Source organism: Salmonella sp. 2020_1395 (assembly GCF_043848115.1).
GTDB classification, from domain to species: Bacteria; Pseudomonadota; Gammaproteobacteria; order Enterobacterales; family Enterobacteriaceae; genus Salmonella; species Salmonella enterica.
In genome coordinates this window covers 18971-38619 of record NZ_JBCMFH010000010.1, presented here as the reverse complement: position 1 = coordinate 38619, position 19649 = coordinate 18971, and the positions used below count along the sequence as shown (strand labels likewise).

Below are 19649 nucleotides of genomic sequence, written 5' to 3'. Positions count from 1 at the left end.
ATTCTACCCGTTATCCTCGGACACGCCAAACCACTGATGATACCAGCGAGGTAAAATTTGATCCCGTAAGCCTTGTATGCGCCAGCCCTGCGGAGAAAACAGCAGCGAAATTTGCCCCTGGTGGGGTGTATCAAACCACTGATACGCCTGCTGTCGGTAGCGCTGTTTTACCTTGCGGGACGGCAGCCGCCATGCGTTATAGCGCGATGCGGACGCCAGCGCCGCTTCACCATGTACGCGCTGAATAAATGGTAGCGACGACGACGTATTACTACCATGATGCGGCACCTGGATAAACGTCGCCGCAAGATGTCGCCAGTAACGACTTAGCATTTTTTGTTCAGCGCCCGCTTCGATATCGCCCGTGAGCAGGATGCTATGTACACCGTCATCCACTTTGACCACACAAGAACGGTTATTTCCTCGATCGGCACTTTCGCGTAACGGCCAGTGCGCCTGAAACGTTAGCCCCTGCCATTGCCACTGCTCGCCGCGAAAACAGGGCAAATGTCCCTGCCAGCCTAACGGGCTGCGAATCCACATTGACGGCCAGACCTGCTGTAGCGAACGCAGCCCGCCCCGATGATCCAGATGCTCATGACTCAAAATAACGCCCTCCGGCGTCAGATTATGCCAGCGCAACCAGGGAATAATAACCTGTTGCCCGCTGTCGCCCTCCGGCCATGCCCGACCGGTATCGTAGAGTATTACTTTATCGCCCCTGACGATCGCTATCGCCAGCCCCTGACCGACATCCAGCATATGCACCTGCCATCCGCTGGCGTTTATCGGCCGCCAGAGTGGCCAGCTCATCAACAATAACCCGCATAAACAGACCGCCGGACAGGTACGCCAGACGTTTAATCGCCACGCGATAAGCGTTAGCCAGGGTAAAAGCGTCAGCCACTGCCAACGGTTATCAATATTGACCCAGCCCTGCGGTAAAGCATTCAACAGGTAAAATAGCGCGGCTAACGCGCGATCGGTCAGGTACCATACCCACTCTTCAAGAAAAAACGGCCCGGTTAAATGCAGAATCATTCCCGCCAGGATGAGTGGAACCGTCACAAATGTGACCCAGGGTACGGCAAAAAGATTCGCCAGCATTGCGGTAACGCTTATGCCATGAAAAAGCGCCACCTGGAGAGGCAAAAGCAGAAGTGTAATGCCTGCCTGTAGGTGAAGCAGGTTAAGCAACCAGCGTACGCCCCGTGGAAAATTTCCGTTTGGCGCAGGAAACCACTGATACCAGAATAACAGGCCGGCAACCGCAAATGCTGACAGCCAAAGGCTTTGTGATATAACCGCTACAGGATCGGCGAAAATAATCGCGGCCAGACAGCAGCACCAGACTTGCCAGCCGCTCCACTGTCGTCCGCTTAATTTTAATCCTCCCCAGACGCTCAGCGCCGCCACCGTGCGCAGCGCAGGCGGTTGTAAGCCGGTAAGCCAGGCATAACATATCGCGCAAAGAATGCCGCCCAGCAATGGCGTCTGCCAACGAATCCATCTGACCGGCAAAAAGAATTGTCCGCCACGGATTAATCCGGCAGCCAATAACGCGGCAAAAGCGATATGCAGGCCGGAAATCGCCATCAAATGGGCAGTCCCCGTATCGCGCATAACGGCCTTCACCTCCTGCGACACAGCTCCCCGCTCCCCCATTCCCAACGCCAGAATAACCTGCTGCCACGGATAAGGCGCAAGCGTAGCGCGAAGCGAAGCAAGATAGCGCCCTCGCAAGCTACACTCAGGGTTAATCGCTTTAGCCTGTAGAAAACGCCCGGTCAACGGTTGATGCTGCGCCAGCGCGTAACGTTGGCTATCAAAACCGCCTTCGTTAAGCTGTCCGTGTACCGCTCTGACCTTCAGCGTCATCGCCCACTGTTGCCCGGCACACACTTCCGTGGGTAAGTACTGGCCATGCAGGACAATCCCTACAGCAGGAAAGAGCGGCTTTCCGCGCAAATGGGTGATTCGCCCATAATGAGTGGTCATATGATCGGTGGCAGTAATGACGACTGTCGCCTCCTGCGTCGCGGCGGGCAGGACGTTTCCCGCCCAGATGGCCTGCCTGGCGGCAAATATCCCCCACATGAAAAAGAGCAAGGTTAATGCCGCGTAGCGCGCATAGTGATGGGGTATGAGGCACAGCAAACATGCCAGACAAAACAGCACCGCGAGAATCCACGTATCAGGTAATACTGGCAATATCATGAGCGGAAGTATGCCGCATACTACGCATACGCTGACCGTCGTTATCTTCATAGACACCTCCCTGTGCGGGAAAGTGTGCAGGTTCAGGACGCCATTGTCTGGAGGGGATTTTGTGCTATACGGCGCGGATTCCAGGTTTTTTACCTGATAAATGTAAGACGCAGCAAAAAATGCGAAACGTTTTCCAGTTTTCGGTCGAATAGCGTTTGCGCCTGACGGCGTATAAATGAAAAAAGCACCCTGACGGTGCTTTTTTCGGGTTCAAGTTTTGCGTTAAAACTTAACCGTAAATATTGGCGCGATCGCGCAGTTCTTTACCCGGTTTAAAGTGAGGAACGTATTTTCCTTCCAGTTCCACTTTATCGCCGGTCTTAGGGTTACGTCCGGTACGAGGCGCGCGGTAATGCAAAGAAAAACTGCCGAAACCGCGGATTTCAATACGCTCGCCCTGCGCAAGAGTCGAGGCCATATGCTCCAGCATCTCTTTTACCGCGTCTTCAACCGCCTTAGCGGGAATGTGAGATTGCTGGGTTGCAAGTCTTTCAATCAATTCTGACTTGGTCATGATTCCTCCGGTTCCTTAAAGGCAAATTGGCTGCAGCCGTGAGATTGATTAAGGGCGGCCGTAGCCGCCCTTAGTGCTTGATTACAGGCCGAAACCTGCAATCTGTCAAGTAATCTCGTTATACTTCGGACTAAAAGGCCCGAAGTTTCAGAGGATTACTCGCCTTTAGCTGCTTTGAATGCTTCAGCCATTGCGTTGTTAGAGAAGTTTGCATCTTCCTGTTTGTTAACAGTTGCGATGGCATCTTTCTCGTCAGCTTCGTCTTTCGCACGAACAGACAGGCTGATTGCGCGGTTTTTACGATCAACGCCGGTGAATTTAGCTTCAACGTCGTCGCCAACGCTCAGAACCAGAGTCGCATCTTCAACGCGGTCACGGGATGCTTCAGAAGCACGCAGGTAACCTTCAACGCCGTCAGCCAGTTCTACGGTTGCGCCTTTCGCGTCAACTGCAGTGACTTTACCGGTTACGATAGCGCCTTTCTTGTTCAGAGCAACCCAGTTGTTGAACGGATCTTCTGCGAGCTGTTTAACGCCCAGGGAGATACGTTCACGTTCTGCGTCAACCTGCAGAACAACTGCAGCGATTTCGTCGCCTTTTTTGTATTCACGAACTGCTTCTTCGCCTGCAACGTTCCAGGAGATGTCAGACAGGTGAACCAGGCCGTCGATGCCGCCGTCCAGGCCGATGAAGATACCGAAGTCAGTGATAGACTTGATTTTACCTTCAACGCGGTCGCCCTTGTTGTGGGTTTCTGCGAACTGCTGCCACGGGTTAGATTTGCACTGCTTCAGACCCAGGGAGATACGACGACGTTCTTCGTCGATATCCAGAACCATCACTTCCACTACGTCGCCAACGTTAACCACTTTGGACGGGTGGATGTTTTTGTTGGTCCAGTCCATTTCGGAAACGTGAACCAGGCCTTCAACGCCTTCTTCGATTTCAACGAAGCAGCCGTAGTCGGTCAGGTTGGTCACGCGACCGGTCAGTTTGGTACCTTCCGGATAACGTTTAGCGATAGCAACCCACGGATCTTCGCCCAGCTGTTTCAGGCCCAGGGATACACGGGTACGCTCGCGGTCGAATTTCAGCACTTTCACGTTGATTTCGTCGCCAACGTTCACGATTTCGCTCGGATGCTTAACGCGTTTCCAGGCCATATCAGTGATGTGCAGCAGGCCGTCAACGCCGCCCAGATCAACGAATGCACCGTAGTCAGTGAGGTTCTTAACGATACCTTTAACTTCCATGCCTTCCTGCAGGTTTTCCAGCAGCTGATCGCGTTCTGCGCTGTTTTCGGATTCGATAACGGCACGACGAGAAACCACAACGTTGTTACGTTTCTGGTCCAGCTTGATTACTTTGAATTCAAGCTCTTTGCCTTCCAGGTGCAGAGTGTCACGCACCGGACGAACGTCTACCAGAGAACCTGGCAGGAACGCGCGAATACCGTTCAGCTCAACAGTGAAGCCACCCTTAACTTTGCCGTTGATAACACCGGTAACAGTTTCAGCATCTTCGTAAGCTTTTTCCAGCGTGATCCATGCTTCGTGACGTTTAGCTTTCTCACGAGAGAGCAGAGTTTCACCGAAGCCGTCTTCTACTGCATCCAGAGCAACGTCAACTTCGTCACCAACCTGGATTTCCAGTTCGCCCTGGGCGTTTTTGAACTGCTCAGCCGGAATGGCAGACTCAGATTTCAGACCGGCGTCAACCAGTACTACGTCTTTGTCGATAGCAACAACAACACCACGAACGATGGAACCCGGGCGGGTTTCGATTTCTTTTAAGGATTCTTCAAAGAGTTGAGCAAAAGATTCAGTCATGTTTAATCTTCAGGTTTCATATTTAACGTCCACCTGGCTCCGTGCCGGATGGGGTTGTTTAACATACCCGCTGTCAATCCTTTGCAACGGGGGTACTACAAATTCGGTCGCATTTAAGCGAGAGCCAATTTTTGGCGCGCATATTGTAACGCTTTTTCAATCACTTGCTCAATGCTTAATCGGGTAGAATCCAAAACTAATGCATCAGCAGCAGGAACTAACGGCGCTACAGCGCGATTACGATCGCGATCGTCGCGTTCCTTGATCTCGGCCAAAAGGCGTTCAAAGTTAACACTAAAGCCATTCTCCTGCAACTGTAGCATACGTCGATGCGCACGTTCCTCCGAGGAGGCGTCAAGGAAAATTTTTACCGGCGCATCCGGGAAGACCACGGTCCCCATATCGCGTCCATCGGCGATTAAACCAGGCGCTTCGCGGAATGCGCGTTGGCGGCGAAGAAGCGCTTCACGCACGCGTGGGAATGCCGCCACCTGGGATGCCGCGTTCGCGACTTCCTGCGTACGGATTTCGCCGCTAACGTCCTCGCCTTCCAGGATAACTTCCAGGTTGCCGTCCGTTGAGACGAAACGCACGTCCAGATGGGACGCCAGCGGCACCAACGCATCTTCAGAGGCGAGATCGACATGGTGGTGCAATGCCGCCAGCGCCAGTACGCGGTATATCGCGCCGGAATCCAGCAGATGCCATTGCAATGCTTCCGCCATTGCTTTGCACAAGGTGCCTTTACCTGCACCGCTTGGGCCATCAATGGTTATTACCGGGGCAATTGCCGTCATCTTTATCTCCTTAAACAGGCGTACCGTTAACGTAAACGCCGCGCATTATACGCGCCAACGCTCGCGACCGTTAACGTTGCGTGCAAAAACCAGTTTTGTCTGTAATCAGATGCGGAATAATTGCGCAATTATAGCGGGCTGGCGAGAAACCAGCCCGAAAGATGACAATGATTTACTTTTTATCTTCGGCAATTCTGTCGCGCATATGCTGCGCGCGATCGGCTGAGGCCGGGTGGGAGTCCATCAATGATTTTGCATGACCTGCGTCCATTGTGGCGAATTTATCGAATGCCGTGACTAAGCCCTGGGTGTTAATCCCACGTTTTTTCAGCAGATCGTAAGAGAAGTCATCCGCATCCGACTCCTGACTGCGAGAAAACGCCGAATTGATGACGCCTTCCGCCAGATCGCCCAATTGAGACTGGGAAAGCTGCGCTGCGACGCCGCTGGTGGCGGAAATCGCATCGCGAGCCGCCAGCGTGGCATAGGCGGTCTGCATTGCCTTGCGGGAGTGCCCTAAAGAGACATGCCCCAGTTCATGGCCCAGTACGCCTTCAATTTCATTATCGGTCATCAGATCCATCAGGCCGGAGTATACGCGAACGCAACCGTTCGCCATCGCCCATGCGTTGATATCGCTGGTCATATAGACTTTATAGCTAACCGGCGTACCGTCAATGTTGTTACCCAGCGCTTTAGCGATTTTGCTCAGACGTTTGGTGTATTTGCTTTTCGAACCTGCCAGTTGATTCTCGCTGTCCATTTGTTTACAGGCATTATTAGATAATGCTTTAACATCCGCATCGGACAGTGTGGCGGCTTTGTAGGCTGACATGCCGGAGCTGGCGATTAAATTGCCATTCACGCCATTTTTACATCCTGCCAGTAGCGTAGCGGAAATCGCCACCGCCAGTAATAATGATTTATTTTTCATACTAATCTTCCGTTGATAACTATTATAAAAAACACATAAATCAATGTGTTAAATCATCAACAAATTAGCATTAGTCATAATTATAAAAATAGTGCGAATACGGACTCGGCGCGCCAGCCCGTCGACTGGCGCAACAGAAGACTTAGGCAGGCGTACTCATTCGCGCCAGTTGTTCGAAATAATCAGGGAACGTTTTTGCGGTACATTTAGGGTCCAGGATCGTGACTGGCGTATCGGACAGTGCGACCAGTGAGAAACACATCGCCATACGGTGGTCGTTGTACGTGCCAATATCCGCGTGTTGGAGCTTCGCCGGCGGCGTGATACGAATATAGTCGTGCCCTTCTTCGACTTCAGCGCCCACTTTACGTAGCTCGGTCGCCATCGCGAACAGGCGATCGGTTTCTTTCACTCGCCAGTTATAAATATTGCGCAACGTCGTGGTTCCTTTCGCAAACAGCGCCGTGGTGGCAATCGTCATCGCCGCATCCGGAATATGGTTCATATCCATATCTATGGCGTGCAATTCGCCGCGCGTGCAGGCAATAAAATCATCGCCCCAGGTAATGGTCGCGCCCATTTTCTCCAGCACATCGGCAAAACGAATATCGCCCTGCATACTTTTGCGGCCAATCCCGGTCACTTTTACCGTGCCGCCTTTTATCGCCCCAGCGGCGAGAAAATAGGACGCTGACGAGGCATCGCCCTCGACCAGATAGCGACCTGGAGAGTGATACTTTTGACCGCCCTTCACGACAAATTGTTGGTAGTGATGGTTCGCTATCTCCACGCCAAAGGTTTTCATTAAATTTAGCGTGATATCGATGTAAGGTTTTGATACCAGTTCGCCTTTAACGCGAATAATTGTGTCTTCAGGCGCCAGCGGCGCCGTCATCAGCAGAGCGGTCAGGAACTGGCTGGAAACGCTACCATCAACCTCAATGTCGCCGCCGGTAAAACCGCCGCGCAGACGCAGGGGCGGATAGTTTTCCTGCTCCAGGTAATCAATATTCGCCCCGCCCTGACGCAGCGAATCGACCAGATGGCCTATCGGACGCTCTTTCATACGCGGTTCGCCGGTTAACACTATCTCATTTTGCCCCAGACATAGCGCTGCCGCTAACGGACGCATCGCGGTTCCGGCATTACCGAGAAACAGTTCCAGAGCGCCTGGCGCATGTAATGCGCCGCCATTACCCGTGATATCACAGCGGGTGCGATCGGCAGAAAGGGTGTAATTGATCCCCAACGCGCTCAGGGCATTGAGCATATGGCGGACGTCATCGCTATCCAGCAGATTCATCAGAACGGTTTTACCACAAGCTAAAGCCGCCAGGAGCAAAGCACGGTTTGAAACACTTTTGGAGCCAGGTAAATTAATGGCGCCATCGACCCGCGCGATGGGTTGTAACGTCAGGGATTCCATGAAACTCAACTCTCAAAAAACAGAAATAAAAACCCCACAGACTGGCCGTGGGGATGAAAAAAGAAACGTATTAGCCGTGGCGACGCTCAAAATCGATCATGAAATCGGTTAGCGCTTTTACCCCTTCAATCGGCATGGCGTTATAGATAGAGGCGCGCATCCCGCCAACAACACGGTGCCCTTTTAAGGCGTGCAGACCGGCGGCGAAAGACTCTTCCAGAAAGACCTTGTCCAGCGCATTGTCCGCTAACTGGAACGGAACATTCATCCGCGAACGGTTGGCCTGTGCGACATCGTTACGGTAGAAATCGCTGTTATCAATCACACCGTACAGCAACTCCGCTTTTTGCTGATTGATTTTGTGCATCGCCGCCACGCCGCCCTGCGCTTTCAACCATTTGAACACCAGACCGGAAAGATACCAAGCGAAAGTCGGCGGCGTATTAAACATCGAGTCGTTATCATTCAGGACGGTGTAGTCGAGGATGGACGGGCAGCTCTCATGCGCCTTGCCTAACAGATCCTCCCGGACAATAACCAGCGTCAGTCCTGCCGGACCGATATTCTTCTGCGCGCCAGCATAAATTACGCCATAGCGAGAGACGTCCAGCGGCGCAGACAGGATGGTAGAAGAAAAATCCGCCGTGACGACCACTTCCGGGCCAAAATCCGGCGTTTCATCGATGGCGATGCCGTCAATGGTCTCATTCGGGCAATAGTGTAAATAAGCGGCGTTATCGGAAAGCTGCCACTCGCGCATCGGTTTTACGGCACGTTTGCCGTCAACGGTGATTTTGGCGTCGATAATCTGCGGCGCACAGTATTTTTTGGCTTCTTTGATGGCGCTCGCCGCCCAGTAACCGGCATCGACATAATCCGCCGTGGTTTTATCGCCCAGCAGATTGAGCGGCACGCCAGCAAACTGCCCGCGACCGCCGCCGTGACAAAATAAAACTTTATAGTTGGAGGGGATATTAAGGAGATCGCGAAAATCCTGCTCCGCCTCTTCAGCGACCTGGATAAACTCTTTGCCTCGATGGCTAATTTCCATTACCGACGTACCAAGACCGTGCCAGTCACGCAGTTCCTGTTGCGCCAGTTTAAGTACTTCCGCCGGTAGCATCGCCGGACCTGAACTAAAATTAAAGACCTGAGCCATTTCCCCTCACCACGCTGCATTGTTTCCTGCCTGACAGACATCAGGCAAACGTTATTCATGTGAATATCGGTTTTATCATTCAGTGACACGCGCCGCAATGGGTAAAACAATGCGAGGAGAAAATGCGGCATGCGTCACACAACAGAATCTTCCGGATTCACCGTATAAATCCGATATTTTCGCTGTTAAACAACGCGTTTAGCCCGGCTTGCCTTCGTCCATTCTGGATTTGCGCAGCGCGGACATAATTGCTTTTCCCCGACATTCATGCGTATCACTTCACTGCAACGTACGCAGGCATAGTCGCCAGCCTCCGGCGCCACGATAAAGCGTGGCGTACAGTGCTCAGGAAGAATGCTTAACCCCGGCTTAACGTCTTTATTTTCAAAGAAATAGACGCTGATTTGTCCGTTTGTCTCCAGGATGGCCAGTCTGACCTGCCCCAGTTGCTCAACGCCATTCAAGCGAAGCTCCATAAAAAATTCAAACTCCGTCATGTTCGAGCGCTGCAGTTTTTCCCACGCCAGTTCGCCGTCTTCAACAATGACCACCGACTTGCCTTCCAGCAGATCTTCCAACTTTTCACTATGCGCCATCAGCCACATGACCAGGCGATAGAGCAGCGCCAGGGTGATGAATACCACCAGAACAGGGAGCATCGGAACGTCATCATAAAACGCGACGTCGCCTGCCGCCGATCCCAATGTCAAAATGATCAGCACTTCAAAAAGCGACATTTGCCGTACGCCGCGTCGTCCTGTCACCTTTAAGAAAAGAAACACCAGAACAAAGGTGTAAAAGCTACGCAGCGCCACTTCCCCCAAAAACGCTACCGGCACGTTATCCAGCGCCATTCGTTGCAAATCAAATGCTTTCATTTTTTATGCTCTTCCTGTGAATTCCAGTGTAAAAGCATAGCCAATACTTTTATTTCCGCCGATGTCCCGGCGAGATAGCGCCCGTCACATAAAACCCGTATCATTGCGCGCTTTCCGTACGACAAAAGTGATTTTCATGACGCAAACATTTATTCCCGGCAAAGACGCCGCGCTGGAAGACTCCATCGCCCGCTTCCAGCAAAAGTTACTCGACCTCGGCTTTCACATCGAAGAGGCCTCCTGGCTGAACCCGGTGCCAAACGTCTGGTCAGTGCATATTCGCGATAAAGAGTGCGCGTTATGCTTTACCAACGGAAAAGGCGCGACCAAAAAAGCGGCGCTGGCCTCGGCGCTGGGCGAATACTTCGAGCGTCTGTCAACCAACTACTTTTTTGCTGATTTCTGGCTTGGCGAAACGATCGCCAACGGGCCATTCGTGCATTATCCGAATGAAAAGTGGTTTCCGCTGACTGAAAATGACGACGTACCGGAAGGCTTGCTTGATGCCCGTCTGCGCGCGTTTTACGATCCGGAAAATGAACTCACCGGAAGCCAGTTAATTGATCTTCAGTCCGGCAATGAAGCTCGCGGCGTCTGCGGCCTGCCATTTACCCGTCAGTCCGATAACCAGACCGTGTATATTCCGATGAATATCATCGGCAACCTGTACGTCTCTAACGGAATGTCCGCCGGCAATACGCGTAATGAAGCCCGCGTTCAGGGACTGTCGGAAGTCTTCGAGCGTTATGTGAAAAATCGCATCATTGCGGAAAGTATCAGTCTGCCGGAGATTCCCGCAGAGGTGATGGCGCGTTATCCGGCGGTAATGGAGTCAATCGCCACGCTGGAAGCCGAGGGTTTCCCGATTTTCGCCTATGACGGCTCACTGGGCGGTAAGTATCCGGTTATCTGCGTCGTGCTGTTCAACCCGGCTAACGGTACCTGCTTTGCTTCTTTTGGCGCGCATCCTGACTTTGGCGTTGCGCTGGAACGTACAGTGACCGAGCTACTCCAGGGACGCGGACTGAAAGATCTTGATGTCTTCACGCCACCAACGTTCGATGATGAAGAAGTCGCGGAGCACACTAATCTGGAGACCCACTTCATCGACTCCAGCGGCCTGATTTCCTGGGATCTGTTCAAACAGGACGCCGATTACCCGTTCACGGACTGGAGTTTTTCCGGCACTACCGAAGAAGAATTCGCCACGCTGATGGCCATCTTTGCTGCTGAAGATAAAGAAGTTTACATTGCCGATTACGAGCATCTCGGCGTATACGCCTGTCGTATTATCGTACCGGGAATGTCTGATATTTATCCTGCCGAAGATCTGTGGCTGGCCAACAACAATATGGGTAGCCATCTTCGTGAGACCCTGCTTTCGCTGCCCGGTAGCGCCTGGAATAAAGAAGACTATCTCAATCTGATTGAACAATTGGATGAAGAAGGTTTTGACGATTTCACCCGCGTGCGTGAACTGTTGGGTCTGGCGACCGGAGCGGACAATGGTTGGTATACACTGCGCGTCGGCGAATTAAAAGCAATGTTAGCGTTAGCGGGCGGCGATTTGGAGCAGGCGCTAATCTGGACAGAATGGACGATGGAGTTCAATTCGTCGGTCTTTAGTCCGGCACGCGCAAACTATTACCGTTGCCTGCAAACGCTGCTGCTCCTGTCGCAAGAAGATGCGCGTCAGCCGCTGCAATATCTCAATGCTTTTATAAAAATGTATGGCGCGGAGGCTGTAGAAGCCGCCAGCGCTGCGCTTAGTGGTGAAGCGGCTTTTTATGGACTACCGGCTGTCGACCACGATCTACAAGCGTTTCCGGCGCATCAGTCCTTGTTAAAAGCGTATGATAAATTACAGCGCGCGAAAGCGGCATACTGGTCAAAATAAGGCCATATGAGTGACTTAGGGTAGGTTTACCCTCTCGGCTGCGTTATATTACGGGGCGCCTTTGCGGCCCCGTTTTATTTATTTTCACTAAACGGCGAAAAATGTAATAACAAGGTTAAATATTGGTTGTTGACATTAAATTAATTGACATAGTGATGTTACTTTATTTGTTGATTACTCCATATTAATTAACCGTGCAGCAGGAGGAGCCAGGAAAAAATTCAACTCTATTTATAATTTTTAAAATTTATTTTTATTAGGATAATCAAAAAGTTACACCGTAATTGCATAAAAGCCATGCGACTTACGGGCCTATAAGCCAGGCGAGATATGATCTATATCAAATTCTCATCTATAATGCTTTGTTAGTATCTCGTCGCCGACTTAATAAAGAGAGAGTTAGTGTGAAAGCTGACAACCCTTTTGACCTTTTACTCCCTGCAGCAATGGCCAAAGTGGCTGAAGAAGCAGGCGTCTATAAAGCAACGAAACATCCGCTTAAGACTTTCTATCTGGCGATTACCGCCGGCGTATTCATTTCAATTGCCTTTGTTTTTTATATTACTGCGACAACCGGTACTGGCGCGATGCCTTATGGCATGGCGAAACTTATCGGGGGTATCTGTTTCTCTTTGGGACTGATTCTCTGTGTTATTTGCGGCGCTGATCTTTTCACCTCTACTGTTCTGATCGTTGTAGCTAAAGCTAGCGGTCGCATCACCTGGGGGCAACTGGCTAAAAACTGGTTAAACGTCTATTTTGGTAACCTGATTGGCGCTCTGCTTTTCGTGTTACTGATGTGGCTTTCCGGCGAGTATATGACTGCCAACGGTCAATGGGGACTTAACGTCCTGCAAACCGCCGACCACAAAATGCACCACACTTTTATTGAAGCTGTCTGCCTCGGTATTCTGGCGAACCTGATGGTTTGTCTGGCCGTGTGGATGAGCTACTCAGGTCGTAGCCTGATGGACAAAGCGTTCATCATGGTACTGCCCGTCGCCATGTTTGTCGCCAGCGGTTTTGAGCACAGTATCGCAAACATGTTTATGATTCCTATGGGTATTGTAATACGCGATTTCGCTACACCGGAGTTTTGGACCGCGGTTGGTTCGTCTCCGGAAAGTTTTTCTCACCTGACCGTGATGAGCTTCATCACTGATAACCTGATTCCGGTCACGATCGGTAATATTATCGGCGGCGGTTTGTTGGTCGGGTTGACATACTGGGTCATTTACCTGCGTGGTAACGAGCATCATTAATCTGTTGATGCCCATTACACGCAGTAAATAAAAAATCCACTTAAGAAGGTAGGTGTTACATGTCCGAGCTTAATGAAAAGTTAGCCACAGCCTGGGAAGGTTTTACCAAAGGTGACTGGCAGAATGAAGTAAACGTCCGTGACTTCATTCAGAAAAACTACACTCCGTATGAGGGTGACGAGTCCTTCCTGGCTGGCGCTACTGACGCGACCACCAAGCTGTGGGACAGCGTAATGGAAGGCGTTAAACAGGAAAACCGCACTCACGCGCCTGTTGACTTTGACACCTCCGTTGCTTCCACCATCACTTCTCACGACGCTGGCTACATCAACAAAGCGCTTGAGAAAATTGTTGGTCTGCAGACTGAAGCTCCGCTGAAGCGTGCGATTATCCCGTTCGGCGGCATCAAAATGGTTGAAGGTTCCTGCAAAGCGTACAATCGCGAGCTGGACCCAATGATCAAAAAAATCTTCACCGAATACCGTAAGACCCACAACCAGGGCGTGTTCGACGTTTATACTCCGGACATCCTGCGTTGCCGTAAATCCGGCGTTCTGACCGGTCTGCCGGATGCGTATGGCCGTGGCCGTATCATCGGTGACTACCGTCGCGTAGCGCTGTACGGTATCGACTACCTGATGAAAGACAAATTCGCACAGTTTACGTCTCTGCAATCCGATCTGGAAAACGGCGTAAATCTGGAAGCGACTATCCGTCTGCGTGAAGAAATCGCTGAACAGCACCGCGCTCTGGGTCAGATCAAAGAAATGGCGGCTAAATACGGCTGCGATATCTCTGGCCCGGCGACTAACGCTCAGGAAGCAATCCAGTGGACTTACTTCGGTTACCTGGCTGCGGTTAAATCTCAGAACGGCGCAGCAATGTCCTTCGGTCGTGTATCCACCTTCCTGGATGCGTACATCGAACGTGACCTGAAAGCAGGCAAAATCACCGAGCAAGACGCACAGGAAATGATTGACCACCTGGTCATGAAACTGCGTATGGTTCGCTTCCTGCGTACTCCGGAATATGATGAACTGTTCTCCGGCGACCCGATTTGGGCAACCGAATCTATCGGTGGTATGGGCGTTGATGGCCGTACTTTGGTCACCAAAAACAGCTTCCGCTTCCTGAACACCCTGTACACCATGGGGCCGTCTCCGGAGCCGAACATCACCGTTCTGTGGTCTGAAAAACTGCCGCTGAACTTCAAGAAATTCGCCGCTAAAGTCTCCATCGACACCTCTTCTCTGCAGTACGAGAACGATGACCTGATGCGTCCGGACTTCAACAACGATGACTACGCTATCGCATGCTGCGTAAGCCCGATGATCGTTGGTAAACAAATGCAGTTCTTCGGTGCGCGTGCAAACCTGGCGAAAACCATGCTGTACGCAATCAACGGCGGCGTTGATGAAAAACTGAAAATGCAGGTTGGTCCGAAATCCGAACCGATCAAAGGCGATGTTCTGAACTTCGACGAAGTGATGGATCGCATGGATCACTTCATGGACTGGCTGGCTAAACAGTATGTCACCGCGCTGAACGTTATCCACTACATGCACGACAAGTACAGCTACGAAGCCTCTCTGATGGCGTTGCACGACCGTGACGTTATCCGCACCATGGCGTGTGGTATCGCAGGTCTGTCCGTTGCGGCTGACTCCCTGTCTGCCATCAAATATGCGAAAGTTAAACCGATTCGTGACGAAGATGGTCTGGCTATCGACTTCGAAATCGAAGGCGAATACCCGCAGTTTGGTAACAACGACGCTCGTGTAGATGACATGGCGGTTGACCTGGTAGAACGTTTCATGAAGAAAATTCAGAAACTGACCACCTACCGTGGCGCTATCCCGACGCAGTCTGTTCTGACCATCACTTCTAACGTTGTGTATGGTAAGAAAACCGGTAATACCCCGGATGGTCGTCGTGCTGGCGCGCCGTTCGGACCAGGTGCTAACCCGATGCACGGTCGTGACCAGAAAGGCGCTGTCGCTTCTCTGACCTCCGTTGCTAAACTGCCGTTTGCTTACGCGAAAGATGGTATTTCTTATACCTTCTCTATCGTTCCGAACGCACTGGGTAAAGACGACGAAGTTCGTAAGACTAACCTGGCAGGTCTGATGGATGGTTACTTCCACCACGAAGCGTCCATCGAAGGCGGTCAGCACCTGAACGTCAACGTCATGAACCGTGAAATGTTGCTGGACGCGATGGAACATCCGGAAAAATATCCGCAGCTGACCATCCGTGTATCTGGTTACGCAGTACGTTTTAACTCCCTGACGAAAGAACAGCAGCAGGACGTTATTACTCGTACCTTCACGCAGACCATGTAATGGGTTTGACTGAAATTACGCCATAAAAAGCGTACAAAAAAAGGCTCCATGTCAGTGGGGCCTTTTTAATTTTTATAAAAGCATATTGCGACAACAAGAACCTTCACTTATAAATAAAGTGTTATTATGTGATCTATATATTCTTCTCAGAATAGAATCAATTTCTCTTTTATTATTTTGATACTCCTCATAATCCTTATTTAATACATCAGAAAACAGCATGGTGTTAGCTTCTTTAAAATCACATGACAATGACGGTATATATCCATGTAGCAGATAGATAAGTGTTGGATGAACCATATCAAACAGGACTTCTTCCTCTAATTCCCAGTAACCTATTTTACAAAATTGGGTATGAATACCAAAAGACCCCATTTGAAGACAGCGTAGTTTATCCATCTCATCCTCAGTAAGCGTACCATTCCATTCAACACATGCCCTTTTTCGATCTTCTCCAGATCGCATAAGCTTATAAACTTCATCCTTAATGTCATCATCCTCATTAACTTTCTGCCTAAGGTCAAAAGCAAAGTTTTCTAATAATTCTGGATAGCAAGCAATTTTTTCTCCATACTTAATACATACTTTAAAAAACAACTCTTCTTCATCTTCTTCCATCACTTTAAAAATACAGTTTTCTGAAATGTTGAGGATACGATGCAAATTACATTTATCAATAACCTTGCCATCAATCTCAAATAAAACTTGTGTCTGATTCATATCAAAACGCATAACAAAGCGGTCTTGTTGAGATGGATTAGCATATTGTTTTAATTGTGCAAAGGCATATATCTTCTCCATGCCGACTGTATCAACATTAAGTTCAGCTTGATTTTCACGTTCACATCCATGGATGAGTGTATATAATACCTCCAGCACCTCTCTTTTTTTGTGTGTTCTGAAATATTCCTTAAATCTATCCCATACCCCCATATATAGCGCTTCTTCTTTATCAGGACTCATCAAACGGGCTAGCCGTGAAGTATTAATTTCATAGTGATGACGATTACCAAAACTTAACGTAACTGGCATAATAACTCCCTTGATTATTTACCGCGAAAGCAAAATCCAATCCGTTGCTCTCATTTTTTGATTAAAGCCACACTCTATTTAAGAGATTGAATCAGTCCGGCTTTAGAAATGGCATCAGATTTTCACCTGATAACACGTTGAATGCGACGCCAGGCGCTGGACAGGCATAACGTTCTTTGGACGCATCTGAATTATGTTGAGAATTATTTTCGTTCTGACCACACAAAAACGGCGCCAACCATTTGAAAAAAGAGGCGGAGTATAAACAGCAAAATCAGGGCGCTATGAATGATACACTTGCAGTATGTATTGCGGTTCGGGCGTTAAACAGAGGTACCGGACTGATGAATGAGCCAGAATTTCTGGCGGTGCGAGTTATGCAGCATAGATTTGCCGTATATTTTATACTGAATAGAGGTAAAATAGCTCCATTGCAGCACATTCTGGAACAGCCACACATTCTGTAGTCCAAAATTTACGCTCGCAGTACCGCTTTTTTACAGGATGCAACCCCCTTACCAGGGTGCTCAACATGCCCGGAATGTGTCCATAAACCCCATGTTATTTAGAGCTAGCCGAAGCGATATGAGTAACTTAACCGATTGTATTACAAATGAAAGTGTTGCAGTAACTGCTGATAAAAAGCCGGTTATTGGTCGCATTCACTCCTTTGAATCCTGTGGCACCGTTGATGGCCCAGGCATCCGCTTTATTACCTTTTTCCAGGGCTGCCTGATGCGCTGCCTGTATTGCCATAACCGCGACACATGGGATACGCATGGCGGTAAAGAAATCACCGTTGAAGACTTAATGAAAGAGGTGGTGACCTATCGGCATTTTATGAATGCTTCTGGTGGCGGCGTGACGGCATCCGGCGGCGAGGCCATTTTGCAGGCAGAATTTGTACGCGACTGGTTTCGCGCCTGTAAAAAAGAAGGTATCCACACCTGTCTCGACACCAACGGCTTTGTGCGCCGTTATGACCCGGTGATTGATGAACTGCTGGACGTTACCGATCTGGTGATGCTCGATCTCAAGCAGATGAATGATGAGATCCACCAGAATCTGGTCGGTGTCTCTAATCACCGGACGCTGGAATTCGCGCAGTATTTATCAAAGAAAAATGTGAAGGTCTGGATCCGTTACGTTGTCGTTCCCGGCTGGTCTGACGACGATGATTCCGCGCATCGCCTGGGCGAGTTTACCCGCGATATGGGTAATGTCGAAAAAATCGAACTGCTGCCCTATCATGAGCTGGGCAAACATAAATGGGTGGCAATGGGCGAAGAATATAAACTGGATGGCGTGAAGCCGCCTAAAAAAGAGACCATGGAGCGTGTAAAGGGTATTCTTGAGCAGTATGGTCATAAAGTGATGTATTAATCGCCTGCTATCTTACCCGCTTTTAAACGGCTACCCATGACGGTAGCCGTTTTGCTGTCTGGATAACGCTCTTACCGCTAAAATACCCGACCCCGCCGTCAGACAGGCCTGGTTAACAATATTGCACTTACCAGGTATTAAATGTAGAGACATTGAGTCGCTTATCTGCTGCTGGGTTGAAGGTCTGACAACTATTGCTGCCCCGGCGCCTGTTAATACCGTGGTCTCCGCCTGGAACCCAGGCACCTGTAACCTTAAAAGGCGCTCGCCTGACAGGAGCGCCGTGGAAAAGAGCGTCGTTATGTGTTTCTACGCGCCAGCAGTGGGAAAATTAATCCCAACCCAACCAGGACAAAAGGCGTCACGATGTTCAACGTCAGCTGGAATGTCCACTCCGGCGTGAACGCCTCCATTTTGGGGAAAATACCGGTAAGGCAGGCAAACGCGGTGAAGGCGAAACACCATATCCCCACAGTTAACGCCAACGCCCGGTTGCGAATAAACACATATTCGGGTTTGTACTTTTGTGCCAGTCGAATGACGGCAATAAAGGCGACAAATACCCACAGATAGCGCAGCGGCATAACGACTGAATTGAGATTAAGCAGCCATTTGTACAGGTTGTTCATATCGCCGATGCCAAGCGTTGGCAACATAATCAAGATAGCGACCAACACTAATGTCAGCAAGTAACCGTTAACTGGTGTACCTGAAGCGTTAGTACGACATAAGCGCTGCGGGATATATTTACTGTCTGCATCACCCAGTAAGACTTTCAGTGGCGCATCAATAGAAAACACCAGCGCGGCGATTTGCCCCAGAGTATTGGCAATGGCATAAATCACCATTAATGAATTACCCATATGGTAATACTCACCCAATTTCTGGAATGCATAATATTGCCCATTGGTCATTAAATCGTCAGGTATATGCCGCGAATCAAACATCATTCCCATCGCCAACGAACCGAGGATAGCGCAGACCGCAACCATGACGGCTAAAAAGAGCATCCCCTTCGGAAATTCTTTTCCTGGATTCCGCGTCTGGTTGACATAAGGCGAGATCTTCTCTGCCCCACCAACCGCAAAGACCAACATAGAGATGGTGGTGATATAGGTAAAATCGATATGAGGAATAAATGACTGCCAGGTGATGTTAGTGGTCGCAATTTCAACGTTTGTAATTGCTGGCGCGGTCACTGCCATCACAACATATAAAATTGACATGATAAACATGGCAATCCCGGCCACAGACCCAACAACCTTTAGCGATTTCATCCCCCTGGAAGCAACCCACATAAAGAAAACAAACAATGCCAGCGTCAGCCCCTGCAAGGCAACGACGGTATATTCTTTTATCAACGAGCCGTCGCCTTTTAAAGCCCATCCCAATGCAATGAGTATCGCCTGCGGCTTTTGCGCCAGGTAGGGAATATGCACGACCCAATAGGTCCATGCCGCAAGGTAAGCCAACCCCGGCCCCATCGTATGCTTAATCCAGGTACTGACGCCCCCTTTTCCCTCTTTGAAGGTTGAGCCCAGTTGCCCCACGATTAAGGCATAAGGAATGAAATAGAGCGCAAAAATAAACACCCAGGAGAAGACAACCACTAACCCCTGGTTAGCATAGTTATTGACAACATTGCCGAATCCCCAAACGGTAATAAACGACATCAGGGCGATGTTGTACCATCGCAACTGTTTTTCCTGCACATTCGGCATAACGCGATCCTTCGTGAACACAATGCTATTACTATAAATGAAGCGGGGGATTATGCGCGGTAAAGACGAAGAGAGAAAATAGAGGAGCGCAAAATTATAACCTTCGGCACATTTTATTTTTCAGCAAAGCAAGAAAATTATGCAGGTCAATTATTTTACGTAAAACATAAACAAATAGTATGCAAGACTCACGTCCTGCATACGATT

The 19649-nt window shown here is 49.9% G+C and carries 14 protein-coding genes and 1 pseudogene; 5 read left to right on the top strand and 10 right to left on the bottom strand.

Annotated features, from left to right (window positions below; translation table 11 throughout):
* Positions 1 to 3: 3 nt before the first annotated feature.
* The 8 genes from ACH0WD_RS16625 to ACH0WD_RS16590 all read right to left on the bottom strand — a co-directional run bounded on the left by ACH0WD_RS16625 (position 4) and on the right by ACH0WD_RS16590 (position 9805).
* Positions 4 to 2268 carry a ComEC family protein gene (locus ACH0WD_RS16625; protein WP_000705787.1) on the bottom strand — a complete coding sequence of 755 codons (2265 nt, stop codon included), beginning with the start codon at positions 2266 to 2268 and terminating at the stop codon, positions 4 to 6.
* A 229-nt stretch (positions 2269 to 2497) separates the two neighbouring features.
* A complete protein-coding gene (gene ihfB, locus ACH0WD_RS16620; protein ID WP_000167332.1) occupies positions 2498 to 2782 on the bottom strand; it encodes an integration host factor subunit beta in 285 nt (94 codons plus the stop codon).
* Between the two features lie 155 nt (positions 2783 to 2937).
* Entirely contained in the window at positions 2938 to 4611 is a 1674-nt protein-coding gene (gene rpsA / locus ACH0WD_RS16615) for a 30S ribosomal protein S1 (RefSeq protein ID WP_000140324.1), read from the bottom strand.
* A gap of 113 nt (positions 4612 to 4724) precedes the next feature.
* Positions 4725 to 5408: a (d)CMP kinase gene (gene cmk / locus ACH0WD_RS16610; RefSeq protein ID WP_000125007.1), complete on the bottom strand. Its 684-nt coding sequence runs from the start codon at positions 5406 to 5408 to the stop codon at positions 4725 to 4727.
* Between the two features lie 172 nt (positions 5409 to 5580).
* On the bottom strand, positions 5581 to 6342 hold the full coding sequence (locus ACH0WD_RS16605) for a M48 family metallopeptidase (RefSeq protein ID WP_000792301.1): 762 nt from the start codon (positions 6340 to 6342) through the stop codon (positions 5581 to 5583).
* Between the two features lie 142 nt (positions 6343 to 6484).
* The gene (gene aroA / locus ACH0WD_RS16600; protein ID WP_000445179.1) at positions 6485 to 7768 is read right to left on the bottom strand and encodes a 3-phosphoshikimate 1-carboxyvinyltransferase; all 1284 of its coding nucleotides are present in this window, start codon (positions 7766 to 7768) and stop codon (positions 6485 to 6487) included.
* 70 nt (positions 7769 to 7838) lie between these two features.
* A complete protein-coding gene (serC, locus tag ACH0WD_RS16595) occupies positions 7839 to 8927 on the bottom strand; it encodes a 3-phosphoserine/phosphohydroxythreonine transaminase (RefSeq protein ID WP_000079590.1) in 1089 nt (362 codons plus the stop codon).
* A 185-nt stretch (positions 8928 to 9112) separates the two neighbouring features.
* On the bottom strand, positions 9113 to 9805 hold the full coding sequence (locus ACH0WD_RS16590; RefSeq protein ID WP_000642868.1) for a DUF421 domain-containing protein: 693 nt from the start codon (positions 9803 to 9805) through the stop codon (positions 9113 to 9115).
* A 136-nt stretch (positions 9806 to 9941) separates the two neighbouring features.
* Here ACH0WD_RS16590 and ycaO point away from each other — a divergent pair, with 136 nt between their 5' ends.
* From ycaO to pflB, 3 genes are all read left to right on the top strand, one after another.
* Positions 9942 to 11702 (top strand): 30S ribosomal protein S12 methylthiotransferase accessory factor YcaO, encoded by a 1761-nt coding sequence (ycaO, locus tag ACH0WD_RS16585; protein ID WP_001747674.1) that lies wholly within the window; start codon positions 9942 to 9944, stop codon positions 11700 to 11702.
* 404 nt (positions 11703 to 12106) lie between these two features.
* Positions 12107 to 12964 (top strand): formate transporter FocA, encoded by an 858-nt coding sequence (focA, locus tag ACH0WD_RS16580; RefSeq protein WP_000642539.1) that lies wholly within the window; start codon positions 12107 to 12109, stop codon positions 12962 to 12964.
* Between the two features lie 59 nt (positions 12965 to 13023).
* Positions 13024 to 15306: a formate C-acetyltransferase gene (gene pflB, locus ACH0WD_RS16575; RefSeq protein ID WP_001292799.1), complete on the top strand. Its 2283-nt coding sequence runs from the start codon at positions 13024 to 13026 to the stop codon at positions 15304 to 15306.
* Between the two features lie 72 nt (positions 15307 to 15378).
* Here the strand turns inward: pflB and sopD2 are convergent, their stop codons facing one another.
* Positions 15379 to 16338: a type III secretion system effector SopD2 gene (sopD2, locus tag ACH0WD_RS16570; protein ID WP_001145551.1), complete on the bottom strand. Its 960-nt coding sequence runs from the start codon at positions 16336 to 16338 to the stop codon at positions 15379 to 15381.
* Positions 16339 to 16474: 136 nt separating this feature from the next.
* Between sopD2 and ACH0WD_RS16565 the strand changes: the two are divergent.
* Positions 16475 to 16805, top strand: a pseudogene (locus ACH0WD_RS16565) (cytoplasmic protein); the annotation flags it as partial.
* Between the two features lie 118 nt (positions 16806 to 16923).
* A complete protein-coding gene (pflA, locus tag ACH0WD_RS16560; protein WP_000067928.1) occupies positions 16924 to 17721 on the top strand; it encodes a pyruvate formate lyase 1-activating protein in 798 nt (265 codons plus the stop codon).
* Positions 17722 to 18020: 299 nt separating this feature from the next.
* On the opposite strand, the gene ACH0WD_RS16555 is transcribed toward pflA, so the two are convergent.
* A complete protein-coding gene (locus ACH0WD_RS16555) occupies positions 18021 to 19442 on the bottom strand; it encodes an APC family permease (protein ID WP_001134264.1) in 1422 nt (473 codons plus the stop codon).
* Positions 19443 to 19649: the final 207 nt, after the last annotated feature.

Excerpts from the sequence above, each read along its gene's own strand:
- ACH0WD_RS16625 (WP_000705787.1), bottom strand. The coding sequence starts at position 2,268 with ATGAAGATAACGACGGTCAGCGTATGCGTAGTATGCGGCATACTTCCG.
- ihfB (WP_000167332.1), bottom strand. The coding sequence starts at position 2,782 with ATGACCAAGTCAGAATTGATTGAAAGACTTGCAACCCAGCAATCTCAC.
- rpsA (WP_000140324.1), bottom strand. The coding sequence starts at position 4,611 with ATGACTGAATCTTTTGCTCAACTCTTTGAAGAATCCTTAAAAGAAATC.
- cmk (WP_000125007.1), bottom strand. The coding sequence starts at position 5,408 with ATGACGGCAATTGCCCCGGTAATAACCATTGATGGCCCAAGCGGTGCA.
- ACH0WD_RS16605 (WP_000792301.1), bottom strand. The coding sequence starts at position 6,342 with ATGAAAAATAAATCATTATTACTGGCGGTGGCGATTTCCGCTACGCTA.
- aroA (WP_000445179.1), bottom strand. The coding sequence starts at position 7,768 with ATGGAATCCCTGACGTTACAACCCATCGCGCGGGTCGATGGCGCCATT.
- serC (WP_000079590.1), bottom strand. The coding sequence starts at position 8,927 with ATGGCTCAGGTCTTTAATTTTAGTTCAGGTCCGGCGATGCTACCGGCG.
- ACH0WD_RS16590 (WP_000642868.1), bottom strand. The coding sequence starts at position 9,805 with ATGAAAGCATTTGATTTGCAACGAATGGCGCTGGATAACGTGCCGGTA.
- ycaO (WP_001747674.1), top strand. The coding sequence starts at position 9,942 with ATGACGCAAACATTTATTCCCGGCAAAGACGCCGCGCTGGAAGACTCC.
- pflB (WP_001292799.1), top strand. The coding sequence starts at position 13,024 with ATGTCCGAGCTTAATGAAAAGTTAGCCACAGCCTGGGAAGGTTTTACC.
- sopD2 (WP_001145551.1), bottom strand. The coding sequence starts at position 16,338 with ATGCCAGTTACGTTAAGTTTTGGTAATCGTCATCACTATGAAATTAAT.
- pflA (WP_000067928.1), top strand. The coding sequence starts at position 16,924 with ATGAGTAACTTAACCGATTGTATTACAAATGAAAGTGTTGCAGTAACT.
- ACH0WD_RS16555 (WP_001134264.1), bottom strand. The coding sequence starts at position 19,442 with ATGCCGAATGTGCAGGAAAAACAGTTGCGATGGTACAACATCGCCCTG.